Source organism: Nannocystis exedens, from assembly GCF_002343915.1.
GTDB lineage: Bacteria > Myxococcota_A > Polyangia > Nannocystales > Nannocystaceae > Nannocystis > Nannocystis exedens.
Genome location: NZ_NETK01000001.1, coordinates 1410627 through 1432922, shown reverse-complemented (window position 1 = coordinate 1432922; position 22296 = coordinate 1410627). Strand labels below are relative to the sequence as shown.

Sequence of the window (22296 nt, the reverse complement as noted above, 5' to 3'; positions counted from 1 at the left end):
ATTCGCAACCATCCGGCCGGCACCTCGGACGCGCCGAATCCGAGGTGGAGTCGGTGACGGTCAGGCCGCGAAGCAGTTGAGGCCGAGGGCGTGCTACTCCGCGAGGGGGAGTCTTTTCTCGGTCATATACTTCTCTCCGGAGAAGCTCTTGCCCGGGATTTTGGCGATCGCCTGTTCGGCGCACCTCGCCACCGGGCCGTACTTCAGCTGGGGTGGGCCTACCACGATGGCGTTGAGCGTCGCTTGTCCGCCATCCAGGGTGATGTGGATGTCGAGAGAATCGCCGCGAGACGCGTCGTGTTGCGCGCCGCATTGAATCACTGCCCCCTGGATGGCCGCGCTCAGACTTCTGTAGGCTTTCCAGCCTGGGGGCGCCTTCGGCGGCTTCTTGGGTGTCTCGGGAGGCTCGGCGGGGGGGGCGGTCGTGCCGCCGCCGGAGGTCGGGGGGACGAGCGGACCGCTCGCGCTGCCGGAGTCGACCGGTTCGCCGGGCTCGTCGAACTCGGTGGAACTGGGCGTGGGTCCTGGATCATCGCCGGTCGTGGAAGTGCCCCCAGGATGCGCGTCGGACGCGTGCTCGGGGGGGACCGGGGGAATCTCCGGAGAAGAGGGCGGCGGGTCGGATTCCGGCGCGGATACGGGGGGAGAAGCGAGTTCTTCCGAGGAGCGCGTCCCGAGGCCGTAGACGAGAGTGCCGGCCGCCACGGCGAGCGTCGCGTACACGGTCCCCCGCATGAGAGACCGCGAAAAGGGCGCAGGAGCCCGCTCGGCTGCCGTTTGGGCCGGGTCGATCGCCGCGTCGCGTCCGGAGGACTCCGCAGATTGTGAGACCACCGACGGGATCTCGGGCGCCTGGGGTTCCGCCTCGGGGGACCATGAGACGGTCGCTGGCGTTGCGGCCGGCTCGGGCGGTTCGAGGCGCGGAGATGGTGTGATGGGCTCGACGGAGGGAGCCGAAGGCGCCGTGCGATGCGACGAACGCGGTGGCGCGAAGCGGTGCGTCGAGTGCGGCGAGCTTTCCGGCGGGATTGCGACTGCGGGGCTCGTCGCAGCACGCTTCGCGGATGCGGTCGCGGCAGTGGTCGAGGACGCCTCGGTGGGTGCGGACGCCGTTGAAGGCCCGCGCGTCCCGGGCTCGCCCGAGACGGACGTCAGGCCGGGCTTGAGACGCGCCTGTGCGGGCCGGATGGCCAGGGTGGTGGGTGGCAGGTCGTCCGCGGGCGCGGGCGCCGATATCACTTCGGGCGTCGTTGTACGGTCCGGGCTCGACGGGTCGGGTGGGGGGGAGAGCTTGTCGGCCAGGCTCAGAGACGGTTGACGACGGACGGTCGGGGTAAGGGGCGGCGGCCCTGGCTCCGTGCTGGCGTACGCCTGGGAGCTGCCGAGGGGGGTCGATCCGGCGAAGCGAGCGGCCGCGGAGCGCTCATTGCCGGGGCTGACGGTGAATCGGGTGGTGGTGGTCTCCTCGGGATCGCCGCCAGCCTCGGTCGGTGTCGCGGCCAGCGCGGCGGCCAGTGTCTCCGCGTCTTCGTAGCGCTGATCGAGGTCGCGGGCCATGGCGCGACCGATCACCGCTTGGGCCGCGGCGGGGACCCCGTGCGATTGGAGCACCGCCTGATTGGCCGCCGGGTTGGTCGAGGGCAGGCGCCCGGTGACGAGCTCGAAGGCGATGGTGCCGAGGGCGTAGATGTCGATCCGGAAGTCCGCGGGGTGGCCCAGCAGGTATTCGGGGGACATGTACTGGAGGGTCCCGACGATGAAGCCCGTTTGCGTGAGGTGCTGGCGGTCCTCGCCCAGGGGCTTGGCGACGCCGAAGTCGAGCAATTTGACGAAGTCGGGCTGGTTCCGCCGCGGGTCGAGGACGATGTTGTGCGGCTTGAGATCGCGGTGGATCATGCCGCTCCCGTGAATCGCGCTCAGGGCGTCGCAAACTTGCAGCAGGATCGTCCGGGTGCGAGCCCAGGGCAGGGGACCCTCGCGCTGCAGCAGCGTGCGCAAGTTCGGTCCCCGAAGGTACTCCATCACGAAAAAGAGATCGTCGTTCGCGGTCTTTCCGGTGTCCTGGACGCGGACGATGTGGTCGTGGTTGAGCGAGGCGATGAGCTGCGACTCGCGATAAAATCGGGCGATATCGGAGGCTGTCAGGCCGGCCGCCCTCTTCAGGACTTTGATCGCCACGTCAATTCTGAGCTGGACGTGGCGGGCGCGATACACCGTTCCCATGGCGCCTGCGCCGAGGTGTTCGACGATTTCCCAGCGCTCCGCGAGCACGGTGCCGATCAGATCCCCATTGAGGGTCATACGGGGAGAGTAACTGAACGGCCGTTCGCACACCAATTTCGGCCCGGGCCAAGCTGCCGGGGGATGGGCTCGGGGCGTAGAACAGCTGGCGTCGGCGCCGTCGTTGATCACCAGGTCCTCCGGCAGGTCCTGGTCGTTGGGGTCCGCCTCGCACGCGCCGAAGCCGAGGTCGAAGTCGGTGACGGCGAGGCCGCCGGGGCAGTTGAGGCCGCAGTCGTCGATGCAGATCCGCCCCCCTCGTACTTGTTGGCGCCCGTGGCTGTCGCAGGCGTTCGCGCCGGTGCAGCCATAGGAGAGCGTGCCCCTCGCCGGTCGCGCTGTTGTTCTCGAAGCCCGAGGACTCGATGTCAGCGTCCGGGTTCTTGCCGCCGACGGGAGCTCGAGGCGCACCGCGTCGTGAGCGAGCTCGGCGACGGCGCGGGCCGCCGCGCCGTCGAGCTGGGCATACGCGGGAGGGTCCGGCCGGAGCGTCTGCGGACACGGTCCCCGCGGACCTCCAGGGCGCCGGCGCTTGGACCGCCGTGAAAATTGGGCTCGGCGGGTCGGGCAGGCCAGCGCGTGCGGCGCGACGGAAGACGCGCCGCGGCCGGGCACCTCATGCTATCATTATAGGAGAAACGTCAAGGGAGTGATGGCGTGCCGCAGTCGCCGGAGACAATGGGGTCGAGCGCTCCCTCCCTGGCGGGAGCCATGCGTCCGCGCGGTCGCGTGACCACGTCACCCCGGCGCGGCGCCGACTCGAGCGGCAGCGCCACGATCGCCGGGCATGACCTCCAACATTCGGCGAAGCTGCCGGGTGCCCGCCGTTCACGGGGTTCTTCTCCTTGGCAATGAACGTCACATCCCCCTACGCAATCACGGAGACCCTCCACGAAGGCCAGAACACTACCCTCTTTCGTGCAGTCCGGACCGTCGATGGCCGTCCGGTGCTTTTGAAGGCGCTCGACCCGAGGCGCAGTCGTCCGCGGGATTTCGAGCGTCTCAAGCACGAGTACCTGCTCTGCAAGGATCTGGAGCTGCCGAGCGTCGTCAAGCCGCTGGCCCTGGAGACGTATGAGGGGATGCCGGCGCTCGTGATGGAGGACTTCGGCGCGCGGTCGCTCGATCAATTCCTCGGCGCGCCCATGGCCTTGGAGAAATTCCTCGATCTCGCGGCCCGCATCGCCGCGGCCGTCGCAGCGATCCACGAGCGGGAGATCGTCCATCGAGACGTGAAGCCGCAGAACATCCTCGTCAACGCGGAGACCGGCCAGGTCAAGCTCACGGATCTCGGGCTCGCTTCCCGTCTCCCTCGCGAGTGCAAGGCCGGCGAGAGCCCGAGGCTCATCGAGGGCTCGCTGGCGTACCTGTCACCGGAGCAGACGGGGCGGATGAACCGGGCGATCGACAGCCGCGCCGATCTCTATGCCCTCGGCGTCGCCTTCTACGAGATGCTCACCGGGCGCCTGCCGTTCGAGGCGCGGGATCCGCTCGAGTGGGTGCATTACCACGTCGCCCGCGCCCCGCAGCCGCCCTCCTCGATCGTGCCGGGATTGCCGGAGGTCCTCTCCGCGCTGGTCCCCAGGCTCCTGGCCAAGATGCCGGAGGATCGCTATCAGATTGCCCGCGGCCTCCAGCTCGACCTCGAGCGGTGCCTCGCCGAGCTGCGGAGCAACGGGAAGATCGATCGGTTCCCCCTCGGCGAGCGCGATGTCTCGGACCGGTTTCAAATCCCCGAGAAGCTCTACGGGCGCGAGGACGAGGTCGCCGCGCTGCTCTCGGCGTTCGACCGGGCGGCCGACGCAGGGGTGCCCGAGCTCGTGCTGGTCTCCGGCTATCCCGGCATCGGCAAGTCGGCGCTCGTCCACGAGCTGCACAAGCCCGTCGTCCGCCGGCGAGGCTTCTTCATCTCGGGTAAGTTCGATCAATACAAGCGCGACATCCCGTACTCCACCCTCGTCCAGGCCTTCGGGGAGCTCGTGCTCGAGATCCTCGCCGAGAGCGAGGAGCGGATCGCCGCCTGGCGGCAGCGGCTGCGCGACGCCCTCGGAAAGAGCGGACAGCTGATCGTCGACGTGATTCCCCAGATCGAGCTCGTCATCGGCGCGCAACCACCGGTCCCGGAGCTGCCGCCGAGGGAGGCGCAGAACCGGTTCCGCATCGTGTTCCGCAAATTCATCGGGGTGTTCGCGAGGAAGGAGCACCCGCTCGCGCTGTTCCTCGACGACCTCCAGTGGGCCGACTCGGCGAGCCTCGGCCTGCTCGAGGAGCTGATCACCTACCCCGAGACGCGTGTCCTCCTCGTCGTCGGCGCGTACCGGGACAACGAGACCTTCGCTGTTGCACCGACGTCATCGCCCCCGGGCGACGCGCCCAGGATCTGATGCTCCGCCCACGGGCCGCGCGGCCGTGCTCGTCGAGCACGCGGGCGACTCGGCGGCCGATCGGTGGGCCAGGCCGGCGGTTCGCCGAACAGCCTCGGGGCCCGAGGCTGTTCAGCGAACAGCCGCGGCTCGGGCCTACGCCTCGGGCTCGCTCTCCTCGGGCTCGCTACCCGGCTCCTTCACGCGTCCGATCGCAATGTAGACGACCGTGTAATCTTCCTTGTTGGTGACGCGGAAGCTCTTCCGGCGGACGTCGTGGGCTACTTCCACGGTCTCGACCGCCCGAGCGTCGTTCGTCTCGACGCTCACCATGACGACGGGCGTCTGCGCGAATTCCCGGCGAAATGTGATCTTCTGGCGGCGGTCCTGCCGCTCGAGGCGTCCCCATTCCAGGCGAACGTTACCGATGGTCGTGCTGTGCTGCTCCATTGTACACCTCCGATTCCAGCAACCGATGTTGCCGACCCAACGATGTCGGATGTCGTGCGGCGAGGTGTCCGCCGCAGCCAATGGCTTGTTCCGTCGATGAATGGCCCCGCTCCAAATAGCGCGCACGAGGTGCGGGCCTTCCGCTCGGTGGAATGTGCAATGGCGGCCAATTTCGAGCCGGGTTCGAGCCAGGCGGCGCGCGCCGGACCGGATCGTCGACGGCGCACGCCGCCCCGTCGCGAGCGAGGCGCGAGGCGGGCGCGGGTCGGATCCGACGGCAGCACGCTCTTCGCGCGCTACCGAAGTCGACCCGCGGGTACGGTGGCCGAGGGCGCCGAGGCGTGGGGCCGGGCGATCGAGGGGGACGCGTGAACGGGGGCGATCAGGCAGGGACGCAGGCGCCGCTGCGTGCGTCGCAGGTTTCACCCGTCGCGCACGCGTTCGGATCGCTGGGGTCGCAGTTCGCCACGCAGAAGGTGAGGGCGCAGCCGCAGTCCGATTGGTCGTCGCAGTGGAAGCCCTCTTCGCACGGCGGGGCGCCCAGCGACTCCAACACGTCGGGGTGCTCGCACTCGATCACCGTGCCGCAGGTCGAGGCGCAGTCAGAGTCGGAGTCGGACTCCGACTCGCCGTCGGACTCGGAGTCCGAGTCGGTGGCGCTCACGGGGCCGGGGCCGGTCGTGGTGTCGACGGTCGTGGTCCCGAGAGTCGTGGTCGTCGTGGGACCGGTGGCGTCGGTCGTGGCGGTGCTCGTGCCAGTGGTTTCGCCGGTGCTCGTGTCGTTGCCGGTGGTCGAGGCGGTGCTCCCGGACCCGGTCGTGTTGCCGTCGGTGCCGTCGGTGCCCGTGTCGGCGCCCTTCGGGCTGCAGGCGGCGAGGACAGTGAATGCGAAGGTGCGCAGCGCGCGATTGCTGAAGTTAGTCATGGCCGGCATGGTACTCCGTTCGGAGCGCTCGGCCGCGCCGAGCGCGCCTTGAAGGCCGTCGGGCGAGGCGCTGCGCCGGTGCGCTGCCGCGGGGCTCTACGGCGACGCATCCGCCACGTCCCGAGACGTACGGTTGGGCGCGCGGGCGCCCCGCTCGATGTGCCGGGCGCCCGGCCTCGCCGCATTCGCTCGCGGGCCGGTTACAGGTCGGAATCCGGGATGTCGGGGCTGTCGTCGGGGATGGGCGCGGGGACGTCGAACAGCGCGCAGGGGATCGGGAGGAACGGGTCGAGGTTCGAGAAGGCGGGGCCCTCGTAGCCGTAGAAGTTGCCGTCGTACTTCACCCAGGCGTCGCCGAGGGACGGCAGGGCCAGGCCGGTGAGGTCCTGGAGCTCCGCCAGCCCGCCGGCGGCGTAGTGGAGGTGCAGCACCATCTGGATGTTGGGGTTGTCCTCGAACGCCTGCAGCGTGTTGCACAGGAACGGCTGGATCGGGACGCTGAGGGTGATGACGATCGAGGTCGGGTCGCCGTCGAGCGGGGCGACGCTGGTGGGCACGAGCGGGCCGGTGCTCTGGTAATAGCAGGAGGGGCCGTAGTAGCAATAGTAGTAGTACGGCGGCTCGTAGTAGCAGGGCGGCGGCGGGTTCGGCGGGCAGTACTCCTCGAGGTTGTAGTAGCGCGGGTCGATGAGGGTGGTGCTCGGCTGACCGCCGTAGTTGCCGAGGTAGGCCTGGGCGACGCTGAGGCGGAAGCGCTTGGGGTTGACGGTGTCGACCGGGGCGAGCGGCTCGGTGAAGCTGAGCTGGAGGGTCGACGGGTCGAGCAGCTTGACGCCGAGCAGCGCCGGCGGCACGTCGGCGGGCGGCGGATCGGGCGGGTCGGGCGGCAGCGGATTCGTCGGATCGGGCGGCAACGGAAGGGTCGGATCGATCGGGGGCCCGGTCGGATCGTCGGTGGTCGGCGCCTCGGTCGCGGTGCCGGTGTCGGTGTCGGTGTCCGTGTCGCCCTTGCCGCCGCCCTGACAGGCGGCGAGGGCGAGCGCGCCGCTGGCGATGGCGGCGTGCACGAGCCGGCTGAAGCGTAGTCCAAGCATGCGCCGAGGGTACGCGCGGCGTCTCAACGCGCCGAGGTCGGCGCCTGCGGACGCCGGCGGGATCGACCTGTCCTTCGGGTCATCCCCACCGATCCATGGCGCGGGCGATCTCAAGCGCCGTGTCGGCGCCCTCGTGGCCTCGAGCGGCGCCGCGCAACAATAGCGCGACGAGCAGGGGGTGCTCGACCGCAGGCAGGGCGGCCGGGCCGACGAGGAAATAGGTGAGGGTGCGGACCAGGAACGCGAGCCCGCCGCTGCGCTCGCGCTCGGCCCGGTCGGCCAGCGCCTCGAGGCCGCGCAGCGCCTGGGTCCGCAGGTCCTCGAAGTCGCGGCCCGCGAAGGCCTCGCGCCCCGGCGGCCAGGGGCCGGTCACCTCGCCGGCGCGGATGCAGGGCTCGAGCTCGGGGAAGAAGGCGAGCTCGGGCACGGCGCGCAGCACGACCTCCACGTCCTCATCGTCGGCCGGCGGGGGCGAGCCGGGGTGCAGCGCGGGGTGCATCAGAACAGGGTGCAGGGGATGGGCAGGAACGGGTTGAAATTGCTGAACGGGGCCGAGTTCACATAGTTGTAGTATTTGCTCTGGCTCTTGACCCACGCGTCGGCGAGCGGCGGCAGCGGCAGGCCGGCCAGATCGGTGACCTGCGCCTGACCGCCGCTGGCGTAGTGCAGGTGCAGCACGAAGTCGAACACCGGGTCCTCGGGCCCCTTGAGGAGGTTGCACAGCGACGGCTGGATCGGGGTGGTCAGCGTCACGATCACCTGCGTCGGGTCGGCGTAGTGATTGAACAGATCGGCGACCTCGATCGGAGCGGGCTGATAATAACAGCCGCCGTAATAGCAGTAGTACGGCGGCGGATCGTAATAGCAGCCGGGCGGGGGCGGCGGGCAGTACTCGATCAAATTGTAGTACTGCAGATCGCGCAGGTAGGTGGCGGGCTGGCCGCCGTAATTGCCGAAGTAGCCGCGCGCGAGGCTGAGGCGGAAGCGCTTGGGGTTGACGGTGTCGACCGGCGCGATCGCCTCGGTGAAGCTCAGCTGCAGCGTGAACGAGTCGATCATCGTCACGCCGGCGAGGGCCGGCGGGGTGATGTCGCCGGGCGGGGGCGGAGGCGGCGGGGGGAAGCCCGTGGTCGGGTCGGGCGGATCGCTGGTCGTGTCGGTGTCTCCCGAGTCGGTCTCGGACTCGGTCCCTGTCTCGGTGTCACCGGGCGCGTCGGGGCAGGCGCCGAGGATCAGCGCGCCGCTGGCGATGGCGGCGTGGACCAGTCGGCTGAAGCGTAGGCCAAGCATGGCGCTCAGCGTACGCCCGACCTTTCGGACAGGTCAACGTTGCCGCGCGTGCAGCCGCTGGTGGGCGGCGTCGAGGGCTCTGGAGCCGAGGCCGAGCAGGTTCATGTCGTCGGCGTCGAGGCCGAGCTTGCGGCCGAGCTGGATGTTGTACTGGTGGACGCCGAGGTCCCACAGGCCGACCTGCGCCGCCGAGGCGACGCCGCGCAGGCGACTTCGCTCGAGCTCGAGCTCGAACTGGAGCTGCAGCCGGGCGCCCAGGTGCGAAAACGCGGCGGCGATCCGCTGGATCGCGGTGCGCCGGTCGCCGGCCGGCGGCGAGACGCGGAAGCCGGCGAGGTCGAGGTCGACGCGCAGCCGCAGCGGGTCGCCGTCGGGTTCGACGCAGGTGACGCCGACGTCGACGCTGCCGTCGCGCAGCCACCGACCGACCGCGCCGAGGCCGACCGCGCCCTGCGGCGCGAGCGGGACGTCGCGGACGGTCCAGCTGCCCGGCTCGGCGAGGAAGGTGTTGCCGCGGGCGCGGCCGCGGGCGCGCGTGTGACACAGGACATCGATGAGCGCGTACTCGCTGCGCAGCGGCGCGATCTCGAGGTGCTCGAGCGCCAGCGGCAGCACCCGCGTGGTCGGTGCCGCCGCCAGATCTTCGAAGTCGATGGCGAGGTCGTCGACGACCAGCCGCTCGATCACGAAGCCGCGACCGCCCGGCTGACCGACGCCGAGCGCCCGGTTGCGGACGATGCCGCCGCGCACGCCGTGCAATTGCAGCTCCGTGATCGGGACCTCGCGCTCGAGCAATCGCAGCATCGCGATGTCGATGTCGAGGCGGCCGATCGAGAGGGCGAGGTCGGCGCCGTTGCGGTGGCGGATCGTCACGCCCTCGAGGTGGACGTGGCCGGTGAAGATGTTGCCGCGCGCGCGCTCGAAGCACACGTCGACGCCGCTGGTCCGCTCGACCTGGTCGAGCAGCAGCCGCAGGCCGGGCTCGTAGAGGACGAGGTCGACGAACACGAGGGTCGTCAGCACGAGGCCGAGGACGCCGGTCAGCGTCCACACGACGCGTCGCCACCAGCGCAGCAGGCGGGTCGGCCGCTGGCGGCTGCGCCACAAGACGAGGTAGCCCGCGCCCAGCAGGGCCGCGCCGACCAGCTCGAACAGCAGGGCCGCCGCCACCAGCAGCGGCACCGCCATGAGCTCGGCGACGACGATGAGCAGGGCCTCCACGCCCGTGGGATTCTCGCACCGGTCGCTGCCGCTGCAAACGCGGCCGGGCGGCCCCACGCGCGCGAAATGTGGGGGTCTGTGAACGTTGATCCGCGGACGACCCCCGGGGGCCACCACCGACCACGTGCTCGGGCCTTCAGGTGCGGGCACCGGCGCAGGTCCCAAAGGACAGGTGACGCGGGGCGGGCGCCGTGTGGCCCCCAGCACGCGGAGACCGGAGTTTCGCGCCGCTTCGGGCCGCTGCCCCGGGCGGCCCGCGTGGCGCGGGCAGGGGCCGGCGCGCCCGCTGCCGGCGCGCGGGCGAGCCCTGCCGGGGCGCCCGCGCGAGGTCCGTGTGAGGACGAGCGCGAGCTCGGGGCGCCGGATCGATCTCGTGCCGGGGCGAGTTCGAGGTCGCTCGCGGCCGGCTCGCGGGAGCCGGCGCGTGCCTGTCCTCGCGGACAGGTGCGCGCGCCGGTCGGGCCGGCTGCGGCGCGCGCGGCGGTCCCAGGCCGGATGTCCTCCAGGACATGTCCGGGGGGACGGCTGCGGCCCCGACCCGCGGCCGCGCTGGCGAGCGCCGGCGCGGCCGCGTATCGTGCCGGGTATGACGCTTGACTTCAAGATTCACGGCAAGGCCCTCGTCCTCGTCCTCGTCGCAGCGCTGGCGGCGTGCGGGCCCGGCAAGTCGGGGACGACCGAAACCACCGACACGAGCACGACCTCGGAGCCGCCCCCGGCACCGGCACCGGCACCGACACCGACACGCCCGCGACGACGACCGACCCGACCACGACCGACACGCCGACGACCACCAGCGACGCCCCGACGCTGTGCGCCGACGCGAAGACGGAGGCCGAGTGCATGGCCGCGACCGAGGTGGACGAGGACCTCGGCCTCGGCTGCCGCTGGGCCGAGGTCCTCCGCTTCGCGCCGACCGACGGCGCTGACGGCTGCGGCTTCGAACCGGCAGGCGGACTGTGCGTGCTGGCCAGCTTCGAGGAGGGCGGGCCCGGTTGCGCCGGCTTCTGGCGCGAGGTCGGGCCGGGCCAGATCGACTTCGCCACGTGGGGGTGCGGGACGCCCGAGCCCGACGAATGGCAGCGGTGCTTCGACGTCGAGATGGACAGCCCGGGCTTCCCGGCGTGCCTCTGCATGAACGGGGGCGGCTAGCGTCTTCCCGCTCGACGCGCACGGCGAGGTCGCCCCGTCAGCCGGTGCTGCTGTCCGTCGTGCCGGTGCCGTCGGGCTCGTAGGCGGGGCAGGCCTCGGGGTCGGGCGCGGCGGCGACGCAGCCGTGGCCCTCGGCCTCGCAGGGCGAGCAGAAGGGCCGCGCGGGGCTGTTCTCGGCGCACCAGGCGTCGCTGTCGACGTCCTTGTGGACGCAGTGGTCGGGGTTGGGGATCCGGCACGCGCCGACGGCGAAGGCCAGGAAGAAGAGGACAGGTCTCATGGGACAGGTTCGGCGGCGCGCCGGCGCTGGACCGGTGATGAGAGGACAGGTCTCACGGGACAGGTGCCGCGGCGCGCAGCCGCTGGGCCAGGCGGCCGGCCTTGCGCGCGGCGAGCAAGGTGAGGAGCCAGGTGGCGGCCAGGCCGGCGCCGACAGCCAGGAAGGCCGCGCCGGCCGGGCGGTAGGTGACGAGCGAGGTCGGGTCCTCGGGGTCGGCGACGAGCGGGCGGGCGAGGAGGGCGACGCCGGTGACGAGCGAGCCGAGGCCGAGGCCGCCGGCCACGCCGCCGAGGATCAGCAGTCGACGACAGGCGCCCGAGCCGTGACACAGGCGGCCGCCCGGGGCCGGGGCCGGCCCCTCGACGCCGGCCGCGACCGCGACGGGCGGGCTGGCCGGAGGGACGACCTCGGAGGGCCTGTCCGATGGGACAGGCGCCGAGGCAGGCCCCGGCATGCCCGGCGTGGCGAGGCCGGGCGCGGCCGCCGTCGGGGTGCGGGTGTTGGGTCCGACCGGGGCGCCAGGGCCGGCGGCTCCGTGGGTCGGTGACGGCGCGCCGCCGGTCGGCGGAGGCGCGCCGCCCGGCTGCACCGCGGGGCCGCCGGCCGGGCCCGGGGCGGCGCCGCCCGCCGGGGCGGCACTTCGGGTGGTGCCGGCGGTGGCGGGGAGCGGGCCGGTGGCTGTCTCCGGGGATATGTCGATAGCGACAGGTTCCCAAGGACCTGGCGCAGGGGACATGTTCTCGGGGGCAGCCGGCGCGGCGGCCAGGGCGAGCGCGGCGAGGGCCGCGGCGAGGGGGCTAGCCGCCATGACCGGGCTGCGCGGAGGCGCGGGTGGCCAGGCTCGCGGCGTCGGCGACCGGCTGGAGGACGACGCGGGCGAGGCCGCGGAGCAGCGGCTCGTGCTGGATGACGCGGGCCAGCGGCGGGCTGTAGGCGTAGTAGAAGCGGACCAGGTCGACGCCGGTGGCGGAGGTCTTGAGGTAGACGTCGCGGAACGTCCGCAGGGCGGCGACCTGGGCGGCCCACGGGGCGCCCCAGGCGGCGGTGGCGACGAAGCAGAAGCTGTCGACCGTCTGGAACTTCTGCGCCTCGGTGGTGATCTCGGCGCCGACGAGCGGGCTGCGGTTGGTGCACTTGTCCTCGTACACGACCGCGAACTGGTAGGTGTAGTCGCCCCACAGCTCGCCGATCTCGAGGGTCACGAGGCCGGTGGTGGCCGCGAGCTCGGCGGCGCTGAAGGTCTTGAGGAAGGCGGCGCCGAGCAGGTCGTCGGTGAGCGGCTTGTCGCCGGTGATGTGATAGACGTGGATCTTGGTCAGCTCGAAGTCGGGATCGGTCTGCTCCGGCATGCGGAAGCTGAGCTGGACGCGGTCGAACGACATGCCGGCGAGCGCGAGGTCGTCGATCGGGGCCAGCGGCCGCAGCTGGCTGCACTGGCCCCACCCGCCGGTGCCGTTCCCGCCGCTGTCGTCGCCGCCGGTGCCGGGCTCGCCGGTCGCGCCGCCGCTGTCGGAGTCGCTGCCCTGGCCGGTGTCGTCGCCGGTGTCCTCGCCCTCGCTGGTGGTCCCGCCGCCCTCCTTGCCGTACGAGAACACGCCCCAGCGGAACGTGTCGCCGTTCTTGGTCATGATCCGCAGGCGGTCGGCGCCGCTGCCGTTCGTCTCGCTCAGCTTGCCGTCGCGCGGGTGCAGCGAGCCGGTGGCGCCGTTCCAGTCGCCGTAGCCGAGGTACTCGGTGGTGCCGACGAAGGCCCGCTCCTTGGGGTCGAAGTCGACCTTGTAGACGACCGAGGGCTGGCCGAGGAACTCGATGCCGTAGTTCTCGAGGCGCGTGTCGACGAAGTGGTCGTTCTCGCGGTCGTAGTCGAAGTTGGCGTTCTCGTCGCGCTCGAGGTTGACCTCGATGTAGGCGCTCAGCGGGCCCTTGGCCAGCACCTCGGGCGACAGCAGCAAGGTGGTGAACTCGGGCATGTCGCCGACCGGGGTCGCGGCGGTGACGGCGTCGAGGTCGTTGATCTCGGCGTACTGCTTGGCGTCCTCGTGGTCGGCGAGGGGCTCGAAGTCGACGAGGTCGTTGCGCGGCGGGTAGAACACCTGGTTGCCCTTGGGGTCGAAGCGACCCTTGTCGGACTGGAACACCTTCGGCGACGGGCAGGTCTTGGTGTCGACCGAGATGGTCTCGTGCTCCGAGGCGGTCAGCGGCCGGCAGTAGTAATTCTCGGCGGAGCTGCTGTTCTCGTGCCACCCGAGCGACTCGAGGTCGGCCGGGTTGTCGTCGTGGAAGATGATCCGCGGGTACTTCTTGCCGCGCCGGTGCGCCCACACCGGCAGCACGTTCTGCCGCGGCCCGTACGGCGCGCGCCAGCTCGACACGAAGTTCCACACGCCGGGCCGGTTGCCGATGCCGTACTTGCCCGTCGCCTGTGTGACGAGGACGTCTTGCACAAAGTTGCCGTCCTGGTCCTCGAGCCAGATCGCCATCTGCACGTCCGGCACCGGGGTGTAGTGGAACTCGACGAGGATCGGCTCCTCGGCGGCCGCCTCGCGCGCCGGCCCCACGATCCCGGCCAACAAGGCGATGCCGCTCAGAACAGTCCAGTGACGCAAGCCAGGCACGGCGGCAGCATATCACGGCGACTCGCCGGCCCCGCCGCCGGCGGCCTGGAGCCGCGAGCGGGCCGGCGAGAGTGCCGCAGCGGCATTTGCGCATTTCGCGCAGGTCGCCGGCTGCGCCTCGTTTCGGCCGATAACTGGCGGTCCGGGCGCGAGTGCGCCAGATCACCGCTGCATGCGCGGACGGACCGTAGAGTAAGATCGTCGTGGATCGCAGCTCCTCTCTTCGCCCGGGTCGCACGGTCGCGCGCCGCCGCGTGTCGCCCCGCAGATCGTGCCAGCGGGTGGCGGGGGCGATCCTGGCAGGGGTGGCGACGCTGACCTGCGGGCCGCGGCCGGGCACCGAGGCCGCCGTGCCGGCGCTCGGGAGCCAGAGCCAGCTGCCCGGCGGACCGCCGCCGCCGCGCGGCGGGCTGAACTTGCCGAGCCTGGCGGTGGCCTGGTCGCCGCCGACGCTGACGGCCGGCGACGTCGAGGCGCTGGCAGAGGCGCTGAAGGCCTCGCCCGCGGTCGAGGTGCTGCTCGGCCCCGGTCTGGCCGGCTGGGACGCGCGCGTCGGCCCGGCGCTGCAGGCCCTGAGCCCCACGCTGCGGGTCACCAGCGTGCGCCAGGCCGAGCAAGCGGCGATCGTCGCCCGGCCCGAGGCGCTGGTGGCCGCGCGCGAGCCCGGCTCCGGCCGCCCGCGCTACCGCGCCGATGGGCTCCAGCTCCAAGAGACATGGCTGCAAAGACATGACCCAAGCGCCAGGTCGATCGTCAGCGTCGACGCGGCGACGATCGATTTGTCGGCCTGGAAGGCGCTGCCGGCGGCGCGCGTCGGCGGCTGCGAGCCGGCGATCCGGGCGCTGGCCGAGGGCCAGGAGCAAGGCCTGGCCCAGCTCGAGGGCTTCCTCAACCACGCCGACGCGCTGCTGTGGCGGTTCTACAGCGCCGAGCTGGCGGCGTTCGTGCCGGAGATCTACGCCGAGCTGCGCGCCTTCGCCGGCGAGGAGGTGCCGACCGAACCTGACGCGAAGGCCAGGTTCGAGTGCGGCCGCGCCTACTGGGAGCACGTGCAGCCGTACGCGGCCTGCAGCTCGGCCGACCAGTGCGCGGTGGCCCCGCGGGTGGTGCTGTCGGCCGGCGGGGCCCGGGTGGCGGCGCCGGAGCCGGCGCTGGCGCTGTCCGACCGCTGCCCGATGCTGGTCGGCCGCGACTACCCCGGCGAGCTGCGCCAGCTCGGCCTCGACGCCGCCGAGGCCGCGACCGCGGCGCTCGACCGCGACTGGTCGGCCCTGGCCGACCGCCTCGGCGCGGTGGCCGAGGTCCATGCTGTCCTCGAGGACATCTGCACGCCCCGCCGCTGGCGCTTCGCCGCCGCCGACCTGACCGAGGCCCGCGGCCGCCTGGCCCGCGTCGGCGACCTGCTCGCCAGCCCCGAGCTGGCCCAGCCGCAGGCGGGCTGGCGCGTCGAGGCGTCCGACCTGTTCGTGCCCGGCGCCGGGCCGATGCGCCAGCTGGCCCGCTTCGACCCGGGCCCGGCCGCGGTCAACCACTCGATCGGCGCCGAGGCCAGGGCGCTGCGCGAGTTCGTGCTGTCCCGCGCGCAATGTCGTGCAGGACATGACCCAAGGCCCATGTCGGTGCTGGTCGCCGACGCCGAGTCCGGCCGCGCGCGCTTCTTCGGCTACCTCTACGCGGAAGAGCTGGTGTGCGCCGACCTGCCGCCGCTCGGGCGCGAGTGAGGCTGTCGCCTGCAGGCCGCGGGCGAGCCCGCCCGCCATTGACACGTCGCGCGCGCTGAGGGCATGTCGAGCGCATGCGCGGGCGACGGTTCGAGTGGGCGGCGATCTTCTTGTGCACGGCGTGTCCCGGCGACAGCGGCGACACCGAGGCGTCGACCGGAGCGGCTTCGACGGCGTCGACCGACGAGGCGACGGCGGCCGGACCGACCGGCAGCCCGGGGAGCGAGGGCACGGCGGGCCCGAGCACCGGCGAGGACGCGAGCGGTGAGGCGCCGACCAGCGCCGGGCCGACGAGCGCGGACCCGACGAGCAGCGAGACGAGCGACGCGACGAGCGGCGCGACGAGCGGCGAGACGACGGTCGGCGAGACGTCGGGCGAGACGAGCAGCGGGCCGGGCACGAGCGAGACGACCGGCGGCGGGCAGGTCTGCGAGGGCGAGGACCACGCGGGCAAGGCGACGTATTACGCCGCCGACGGCAGCGGCAACTGCAGCTTCGACGCGAACCCCGGCGACGACATGGTCGCGGCGATGAACACGCCCGATTACATGGCCTCGGCGGCGTGCGGGGCGTGCGTGCAGATCGACGGGCCCGACGGCCAGATCGTCGTGCGCATCGTCGACCGCTGCCCGGAGTGCGAGTCGGGCCACATCGACCTCGACGAGGACGCCTTCCCGATGATCGCGGACAAGAACCTCGGCGTCGTGCCGATCACCTGGCGCTACGTGTCCTGCACGCTCGACGGGCCGATCGTCTACCACTTCAAGGAAGGCAGCAACCAGTGGTGGACGGCGGTGCAGATCCGCAACCACCGCAACGCGATCGCCAAGCTCGAGTTCAAAAACGGGGACGACGCGTGGCAGGAGGTGCCGCGCCTCGACTACAACTACTTCGTCGCGGAGCAGGGCATGGGCCCCGGGCCGTACGCGTTCCGCGTGACCGATGTGCACGGCCACGCGCTCGAAGACGCGCGGATCCCGTTCGTCGAGGCCGGCGACTCGCCCGGCGCGGGGCAGTTCCCGGCCTGCTCGCCGTAGGCGGTGCGACGGGACAGGTCGCAAAGGGCATGTTTTATCGGACATGTTTTAAGGAACATGATCTTGGGTCATGCAACGGACGCGCCTCGGACCCGGTGGTTGCGCCCCGCGCGTGAGCGAGGCGCGCGCTTGACCGGTTCGGGGGCCCCTGCGATTGTGCGGCGGTGGACGACGACGCGCTCTTGACCGCGTGGCGGGCCGGACGACGCGAGGCCGGGCACGCGCTGATCGAGCGCCACTACGCGGCGGTGTTCCGCTTCTTCTACGGCAAGGCGCCGCCGAGCGTGTGCGAGGACCTGGCGCAGAAGACCTTCGAGGCGCTGTGCCGGCGGCGCGAGGCGTTCCGCGGCGAGGGCTCGTTCCGCGCCTACCTGCTCGGGGTGGCCCGCTTCGTGCTGATCGGCTGGAACCGCCGCGAGCGCCGCTTCGAGGACGTCGACGACAGCGCATTGCCGGCGGACGAGCCGACGCCGAGCGGGACGCTGGCCGAGCAGGAGACGCTGCGCCTGGTCGCGACGGCCCTGCGCGGGCTCGACCTCGACGACCAGATCCTCATCGAGCTCAAGGACTGGGAGGGGCTGTCGCAGGCCGAGCTGGCGGCGCTGTTCGAGCTGCCGCAGCCGACGGTGGCGCGCCGCCTGCAACGCGCCCGCGCCCGCCTGCGCGCGGCCGTCGACGCGCTGGCGTCCGGGACGACGCACGCGCCAGCGCTGCGCGACCTCGACAGCTGCCTCGCGAGCATCCGCGCCGACATCGAGGCCCGCTTCGGCCGCGTCCGCGGCGCGGTCGCGGGGGTTTGAAAAAAGAATTTGGAGGCGGGGATCACGCGCCCTCGTCGCGGCACATGGAGAGCGAGGCCCCCTCCGACGTGCCCGCGCTCGCCCGCCACCCCGACCCCGCGCCGTCCGCCGCCATCCGCGGCGCACGGGCACGACTGCTCGCGCGGCTCGATCAGCTGTCGCAGGCAGGCGACGACAAAGAGGATGACGAGGCGCGGGACGACGAGCGCTACGCGATCGGCGAGGTGTTCGCGGTCGGCGGGCTGGGGGTCGTCCGCCGCGCTCACGATCGCCGGCTGGAGCGGGTGGTCGCGGTCAAGACGTTGCGCCGCCGCGATCCCGAGGCGGCCCGGCGGTTCGCGGCCGAGGCCCGGATCACGGCACGGCTGCAGCACCCGGGGATCGTGCCGCTGTACGACATCGGCCGCTTCGCCGACGGCGAGCCCTATTACTGCATGAAGCTGGTCGACGGCGAGTCGCTCGAGCGGGTGATCGCCGACGAGCCGACGCTGCGCGGACGCGTCGCCCTGGTCCCGCACGTGCTCGCGGCAGCCGACGCGATCGCGTACGCGCACCAGCACGGGGTGCTCCACCGCGACATCAAACCGAGCAACATCCTGGTCGGTCCCCACGGCGAGACGGTGGTGATCGATTGGGGCCTGGCGAAGGACACGAGCGCGACGCGGACCGGAGAGCTCGCGGGCGAGGGGCCGGACACGACGAGCGACATGACGGGCGAGGGCGCGATCGTCGGCACGCTGCGCTACATGCCGCCGGAGCAGGCCCGCGGCGCGGCGGTCGACGCTCGCAGCGACGTCTACGCGCTCGGGGCGGTGCTGTTCCACGTGCTCGCCGGCCGCCCGCCGCACGCGCAGCTCGAGCGGGGGCAGCTCCTGTCGCGCCTGATCGCCGGCGAGGTCGAGGACCTGCGCCCGCTGGTCCCCGAGGCGCCGCGCGAGCTGGTGGCGATCGTACGCAAGGCCATGTCCCCGGAGCCAGGCGATCGCTACGCCGGCGCGGCGGCGCTGGCCGAGGATCTGCGGCGCTTCGCGGCCGGGCGGTTGGTCGACGCGCATCGCTATCAACCCGGCGAGCTGCTGCGGTTGTGGCTGCGACGCCATCGGGTCGCCGTGGCGGCGATCGGCGCGGCCACGGTGGCCGCGGCGGCGGCGTCGTTGGTGTACCTGCGACGCGTCGAGGCGGCGCGAGCCCGCGCCGAGGCGGCCGAGGCCGAGGCGCTGCGGCGGGCCAACGACGCGGTGCTGGCGCAGGCCCGCGGCGTGCTCGACGAAGACCCGGTCGAGGCGCTGCGACTGCTGCGGCGGGTGGAGCTGAGCGACCCGCTGGACCTCCGGCGTGCGCGTCTCGTCGCGGTCGCTGCCGTCGCTCGCGGCGCGCCGGAGCGGGTGCTCCGCGGACACACGCGGCCGATCGAGCAGGTGGCGCCGCTGGCCGACGGCGGCCTGGTGAGCATCGACGGCGGCGGGGCGGTCTGGCGGTGGAACTTGGGGACAGGTCGTGGAGAACAGGTGATCGATCTGCGAGCCCCGTTCGGCACGGTCGTCGCGGCGGCCGAGGCGCCCGTATGGGCCGCGCTCGCGGGGTCGCACGGCGTGATCTTCCGCGGCGACGAGGCGCCCGAGTCGATCGATCTGTCGGACCTGCCGATCGGCGTCGGCCTCACGTCGCACCGCTGGGAGCTGTCGCGCGGCGGCGAGACCCTCGCGGCCCTCGCCGGCATGATGCGCTTGCAGTGGCTCGATCCGGCGGCGGCCTACGCCTGGGACCTGACGACGCGCCCCGCGAGAGCGTTCGCGCTGCCGTTTCGCCAGTTCTCGCGCGCGGTCATGAGCCCCGACGGGTCCGCGATCGCCCTCACCGGGGCGCAGCGGCAGGCGTTGCTGGTGAAGGGCGCGGAAGCGACGCCGTTGCCTGCGCTCACCTCGCCGACGACGTTCTCACCGAGCGGCCTGTATCTCGTCGAGGCCGGGACGGCGCTGTCGCTGCACAACGGGACGACTCGGCCGCTCGCCGGCGGGACCCTGACGATCACGCACGACGACCAGGCGCTCGTGCGCCGCCGCAACCCGAATCACGGGCCCGGGACCGACGATCCGCAGCTGGCCCTGGTCGACCTGGCGACGGGGCAGCAGCGGTGGGAGCGGGACCTGTATCGCTCGTCGGAGGAGATGCGCGCGTTCGCCAACAACGACGGCGGATTCGTGGCCGCCGACACAGGTGATCGCTTCGCGGTTCGCCACGGGCGACGCTGGACGCTGTGGTCGACCGCGTTCGGGCGGATCGTGCGGGTGCTCGAGGTCGGCAGGAACGAGCGCGCAGCGTTCGCTGTCGACGGCCGGTTCGTCAGCACGCACGACCGCGATCTATGGCTGTGGTCGGCGGAGACGGGGTCGGATGTCCCGAACGACAGGTGGTTGACCGCCACCACCGACAGCAGCCATGCGCTGGTGCTCGGCCGCGATGGGCGCGGCGCGCCGGAGATCCTGCGCACCCGCGACGGCCGCCGGAGCCGGGTGATGTGCCCGTTGAGGCTCGATCTGACGCCCACCTTCGGCCGATCCATGCGACAGGCGATCGACAGGCACGGCCGGGCGCTGATCGCCGGCGTCCGTCACGGGGCCTGCTTGATCGACGACGACGGCCGGACCCGGATCCTCGCCGTGGACGAACCGGTCGGCGCGGTCGCGCTGGCCGAGTCCGGTGAGCTGTACGCGGTCGGCCTGGCCGACGGGACCGTGCTCGCGTCCTTCGGCGCCGGCTCGCCGCTGCGCTGGCGGCTCGACGCCGGGATCCTGGGGCTGTGGGCCACGCCCTCGGGCTCCGACCTGATCGCGCACACGAGCTCGGACGCGGTGTTCGGCCTGCACGTCGGCGACGGCGAGCCGGTCCTGATCGGCAGCGTGCGCGCGGCGTGGGACGGGACGCCGCCGGTCGTCGCGGTCGAACCGCAGGGGTCGAGAGTCGCGCTCGTGCTGCCCGGCACCGACACGCTGGTGACCTACGACGAGGGGGCGGTGACGCGGCGGTCGTTGTTGCTGGAATCCGCGCCGCAGCTGGCGTTCAGCTCGAGCGGCGAGCTCCTGGCGGTCTCGCTCGCGGGCCGCGCGGTGCTCGTGCTCGCGGGTCCGGACGATCCGGGGCGCGAGTTCCCGCTGCCGGAGGCGATCCATCGCCTCGAGTTCGTCACCGAGGACGAACTGACGATCGTGGGCCGCGACGACTCGCTGATCCGGCTCGACCTGGGTCTCGGCGAGATGATCGTGCTGCAGCACGAGCACACCGTGAAGTCGCTCGGGAACGGCGTGATGGCGCGGATCCACGGCGACGGGCCGCCGCCGCTCCGCGCGCCGGCGGACGGCGGAGTGTCTGTTCCAAGGGACAGATCGGGTCTGACCCGCTGGCTGGCCGCGCGCACCGAGTGATCGGGCGTCGGCGGTGAGGCGCTCCGGGCGTCGCCGGTCGGCGCGCGGGACAGGGGCCAGGCATCGGAGGTGGATGAGTCATGCGATGGATTCACGGGCGCGTCGTTCGGTCGTTCGCGGATGTTCGCGCCGCGAGACTTGCTGGGTATGAAAGGACATGCTGTATGAGACATGACACGAAATACATGTTCATGTGGACACTCTTGGTCGCGGCGTGCACGATCCGTTTCCCCGAGGGCGACACCGACTCGTCGCCGGACGAGACCGGCAGGCCGGCCACGACCGGGGAGACGACGACCACGACGTCGGGCGTGCCGACGACCGGGGCGCCGACGACCGGGGTGCCGACGACGGACGCGGGCGCGAGCGACTCCGACGGGACGACGGCAGGGGTCTCGTGCGGCGACGGGGCGGTCGACGTCGACGAGCTCTGCGACGACGGCAACACGGTCGAGGGCGACGGCTGCAACGCCGACTGCCGCCCGTCGGCGGCGCTGTTGTGGGAGTTCCGCTCGGAGATCTTCATCTCCGACTACTTCCGCGACGTCGCGGTGGCGCCGGACGGGACGATCGTCGCCGGCGGCCGCTGGCTCGGCGAAGGCGCGTGGCTGACGCGGTTCACGGCCGAGGGCGAGGGCATGTGGTCGAAGACGTTTTTGAAGAGCCCGTTCGACTCGATCCACGGCGTGGCGGTCGGCGAGGCGACGATCGACGTGGTCGGCATGACGCTCGGCGAGGACCAGCGGGACGCCTGGATCGCCCAGCTCGACGGCGACGGCGCGATCGTGTGGGAGGAGATCGTCGGCTCGGGCCTCGGCGACGACTTCGCGCTCGAGGTCGCGCGCACGCCCGAGGGTGATCTGGTGCTCGCCGGGGTGCGCAGCGTCGAGGGCGGCCTGGCGGAGCTGTGGGTGCAGCGGTACGCGCCGGACGGGGCGGTGCAGTGGACCCACGCGCGGCCGATGCAGAGCGAGCCGCTGTACGAGCTCGGGCCTGCGCTGCACGTCGCGGCCGATCAGATCGTGGTCGGCTTCCACACGCCGCCGCCGCCGCCGTCGGGCGAGCTGCTGTTCGCGCTGCAGCCGGACAGCGGGGCCGAGCTGTGGTCGCAGGCGGTGCCGATGAGCGAGAACATGGTCCGCGGGCTGGCGCGAGCGGGCGACGGCGACATCCTGGCGGCCTCGTTCGGGACCGTGGTGCGCCGGCTGTCGAGCACGGGCGAGAGCGAGTGGTCGCACACGCAGTGCATGACCGACGGTCGCGGCAACGACGTCGCGGTCGACTCCCAGGGCGACGTGATCGTGGTCGGCTCGAGCTTCAGCGACGCGCTGCTGTGCAAGTTCACCGCGGCGGGCGAGCTGCGGTGGGAGCGGATCATCGCCGGCGGCAGCGGCGGCTTCGGCATGGCCGTGGCGCTGACGGCCGAGGATCGCATCGTCGTCGCCGGCGAGATGGGGAACGGCGACACGTCGGACGCGTGGCTGGCGATGTTCAGTCCGTAGCGTGAGCGTCCGCAGGCGGCGAGGACGAGCCAGGCGAGGCGTTCGCGGAGCGCCGCCTCTCCGGGCGGTCGCGTGCCCGAGGCGCGGCCCGGGGGAAATTCTCACCGGCTCGCCGACGGCGAGGCGTCGTCGTGGCCACCGACG

At 72.3% G+C, this 22296-nt stretch carries 17 protein-coding genes; 7 read left to right on the top strand and 10 right to left on the bottom strand.

Annotated features, from left to right (window positions below; translation table 11 throughout):
* Window positions 1–93 precede the first annotated feature (93 nt).
* The gene (locus NAEX_RS05585; RefSeq protein WP_096326485.1) at window positions 94–2301 is read right to left on the bottom strand and encodes a serine/threonine-protein kinase; all 2208 of its coding nucleotides are present in this window, start codon (window positions 2299–2301) and stop codon (window positions 94–96) included.
* Window positions 2302–3131: 830 nt separating this feature from the next.
* Between NAEX_RS05585 and NAEX_RS05580 the strand changes: the two genes are divergently transcribed.
* Window positions 3132–4664 (top strand): serine/threonine protein kinase, encoded by a 1533-nt coding sequence (locus NAEX_RS05580; protein ID WP_096326484.1) that lies wholly within the window; start codon window positions 3132–3134, stop codon window positions 4662–4664.
* A gap of 135 nt (window positions 4665–4799) precedes the next feature.
* Here the strand turns inward: NAEX_RS05580 and NAEX_RS05575 are convergent, their stop codons facing one another.
* The 6 genes from NAEX_RS05575 to NAEX_RS05550 form a co-directional block, all read right to left on the bottom strand.
* Entirely contained in the window at window positions 4800–5093 is a 294-nt protein-coding gene (locus NAEX_RS05575) for a hypothetical protein (protein ID WP_096326483.1), read from the bottom strand.
* Between the two features lie 382 nt (window positions 5094–5475).
* Entirely contained in the window at window positions 5476–6018 is a 543-nt protein-coding gene (locus NAEX_RS05570; RefSeq protein ID WP_096326482.1) for a hypothetical protein, read from the bottom strand.
* Between the two features lie 200 nt (window positions 6019–6218).
* Window positions 6219–7112: a hypothetical protein gene (locus NAEX_RS51970; protein ID WP_177325953.1), complete on the bottom strand. Its 894-nt coding sequence runs from the start codon at window positions 7110–7112 to the stop codon at window positions 6219–6221.
* 79 nt (window positions 7113–7191) lie between these two features.
* Window positions 7192–7611, bottom strand: a complete 420-nt coding sequence (locus NAEX_RS05560; protein ID WP_096326480.1) for a hypothetical protein — start codon at window positions 7609–7611, stop codon at window positions 7192–7194.
* Window positions 7611–8402: a hypothetical protein gene (locus tag NAEX_RS05555; protein WP_096326479.1), complete on the bottom strand. Its 792-nt coding sequence runs from the start codon at window positions 8400–8402 to the stop codon at window positions 7611–7613. The genes NAEX_RS05560 and NAEX_RS05555 overlap by 1 nt, the downstream gene beginning before the upstream one ends.
* 33 nt (window positions 8403–8435) lie before the next feature.
* Window positions 8436–9623 carry an AsmA family protein gene (locus tag NAEX_RS05550; RefSeq protein WP_096326478.1) on the bottom strand — a complete coding sequence of 396 codons (1188 nt, stop codon included), beginning with the start codon at window positions 9621–9623 and terminating at the stop codon, window positions 8436–8438.
* Window positions 9624–10274: 651 nt separating this feature from the next.
* Between NAEX_RS05550 and NAEX_RS05545 the strand changes: the two genes are divergently transcribed.
* A complete protein-coding gene (locus tag NAEX_RS05545) occupies window positions 10275–10775 on the top strand; it encodes a hypothetical protein (protein ID WP_096326477.1) in 501 nt (166 codons plus the stop codon).
* Window positions 10776–10812: 37 nt separating this feature from the next.
* Here the strand turns inward: NAEX_RS05545 and NAEX_RS05540 are convergent, their stop codons facing one another.
* Genes NAEX_RS05540 through NAEX_RS05530 form a run of 3 tightly spaced genes read right to left on the bottom strand, consistent with a single transcriptional unit; the run spans window position 10813 to window position 13670 of the window.
* On the bottom strand, window positions 10813–11055 hold the full coding sequence (locus NAEX_RS05540) for a hypothetical protein (RefSeq protein WP_096326476.1): 243 nt from the start codon (window positions 11053–11055) through the stop codon (window positions 10813–10815).
* 52 nt (window positions 11056–11107) lie between these two features.
* On the bottom strand, window positions 11108–11863 hold the full coding sequence (locus NAEX_RS05535; protein ID WP_143140761.1) for a hypothetical protein: 756 nt from the start codon (window positions 11861–11863) through the stop codon (window positions 11108–11110).
* Window positions 11853–13670, bottom strand: coding sequence for a CFI-box-CTERM domain-containing protein (locus NAEX_RS05530; RefSeq protein ID WP_143140762.1), 1818 nt, complete (start codon window positions 13668–13670; stop codon window positions 11853–11855). Before NAEX_RS05530 ends, NAEX_RS05535 begins: the two co-directional genes overlap by 11 nt.
* Window positions 13671–13873: 203 nt before the next feature.
* On the opposite strand from NAEX_RS05530, the gene NAEX_RS05525 reads away from it, so the two are divergent.
* The 5 genes from NAEX_RS05525 (at window position 13874) to NAEX_RS05505 (ending at window position 22152) form a co-directional block, all read left to right on the top strand.
* On the top strand, window positions 13874–15391 hold the full coding sequence (locus tag NAEX_RS05525) for a hypothetical protein (RefSeq protein ID WP_143140763.1): 1518 nt from the start codon (window positions 13874–13876) through the stop codon (window positions 15389–15391).
* A gap of 74 nt (window positions 15392–15465) precedes the next feature.
* A complete protein-coding gene (locus tag NAEX_RS51965) occupies window positions 15466–16428 on the top strand; it encodes an expansin EXLX1 family cellulose-binding protein (RefSeq protein WP_096326472.1) in 963 nt (320 codons plus the stop codon).
* A gap of 164 nt (window positions 16429–16592) precedes the next feature.
* On the top strand, window positions 16593–17228 hold the full coding sequence (locus NAEX_RS05515; RefSeq protein ID WP_096326471.1) for an RNA polymerase sigma factor: 636 nt from the start codon (window positions 16593–16595) through the stop codon (window positions 17226–17228).
* A 44-nt stretch (window positions 17229–17272) separates the two neighbouring features.
* The gene (locus NAEX_RS05510; RefSeq protein ID WP_096326470.1) at window positions 17273–20650 is read left to right on the top strand and encodes a WD40 repeat domain-containing serine/threonine protein kinase; all 3378 of its coding nucleotides are present in this window, start codon (window positions 17273–17275) and stop codon (window positions 20648–20650) included.
* 191 nt (window positions 20651–20841) lie between these two features.
* On the top strand, window positions 20842–22152 hold the full coding sequence (locus tag NAEX_RS05505; protein WP_245913617.1) for an outer membrane protein assembly factor BamB family protein: 1311 nt from the start codon (window positions 20842–20844) through the stop codon (window positions 22150–22152).
* The last annotated feature ends 144 nt before the right edge of the window (window positions 22153–22296 follow it).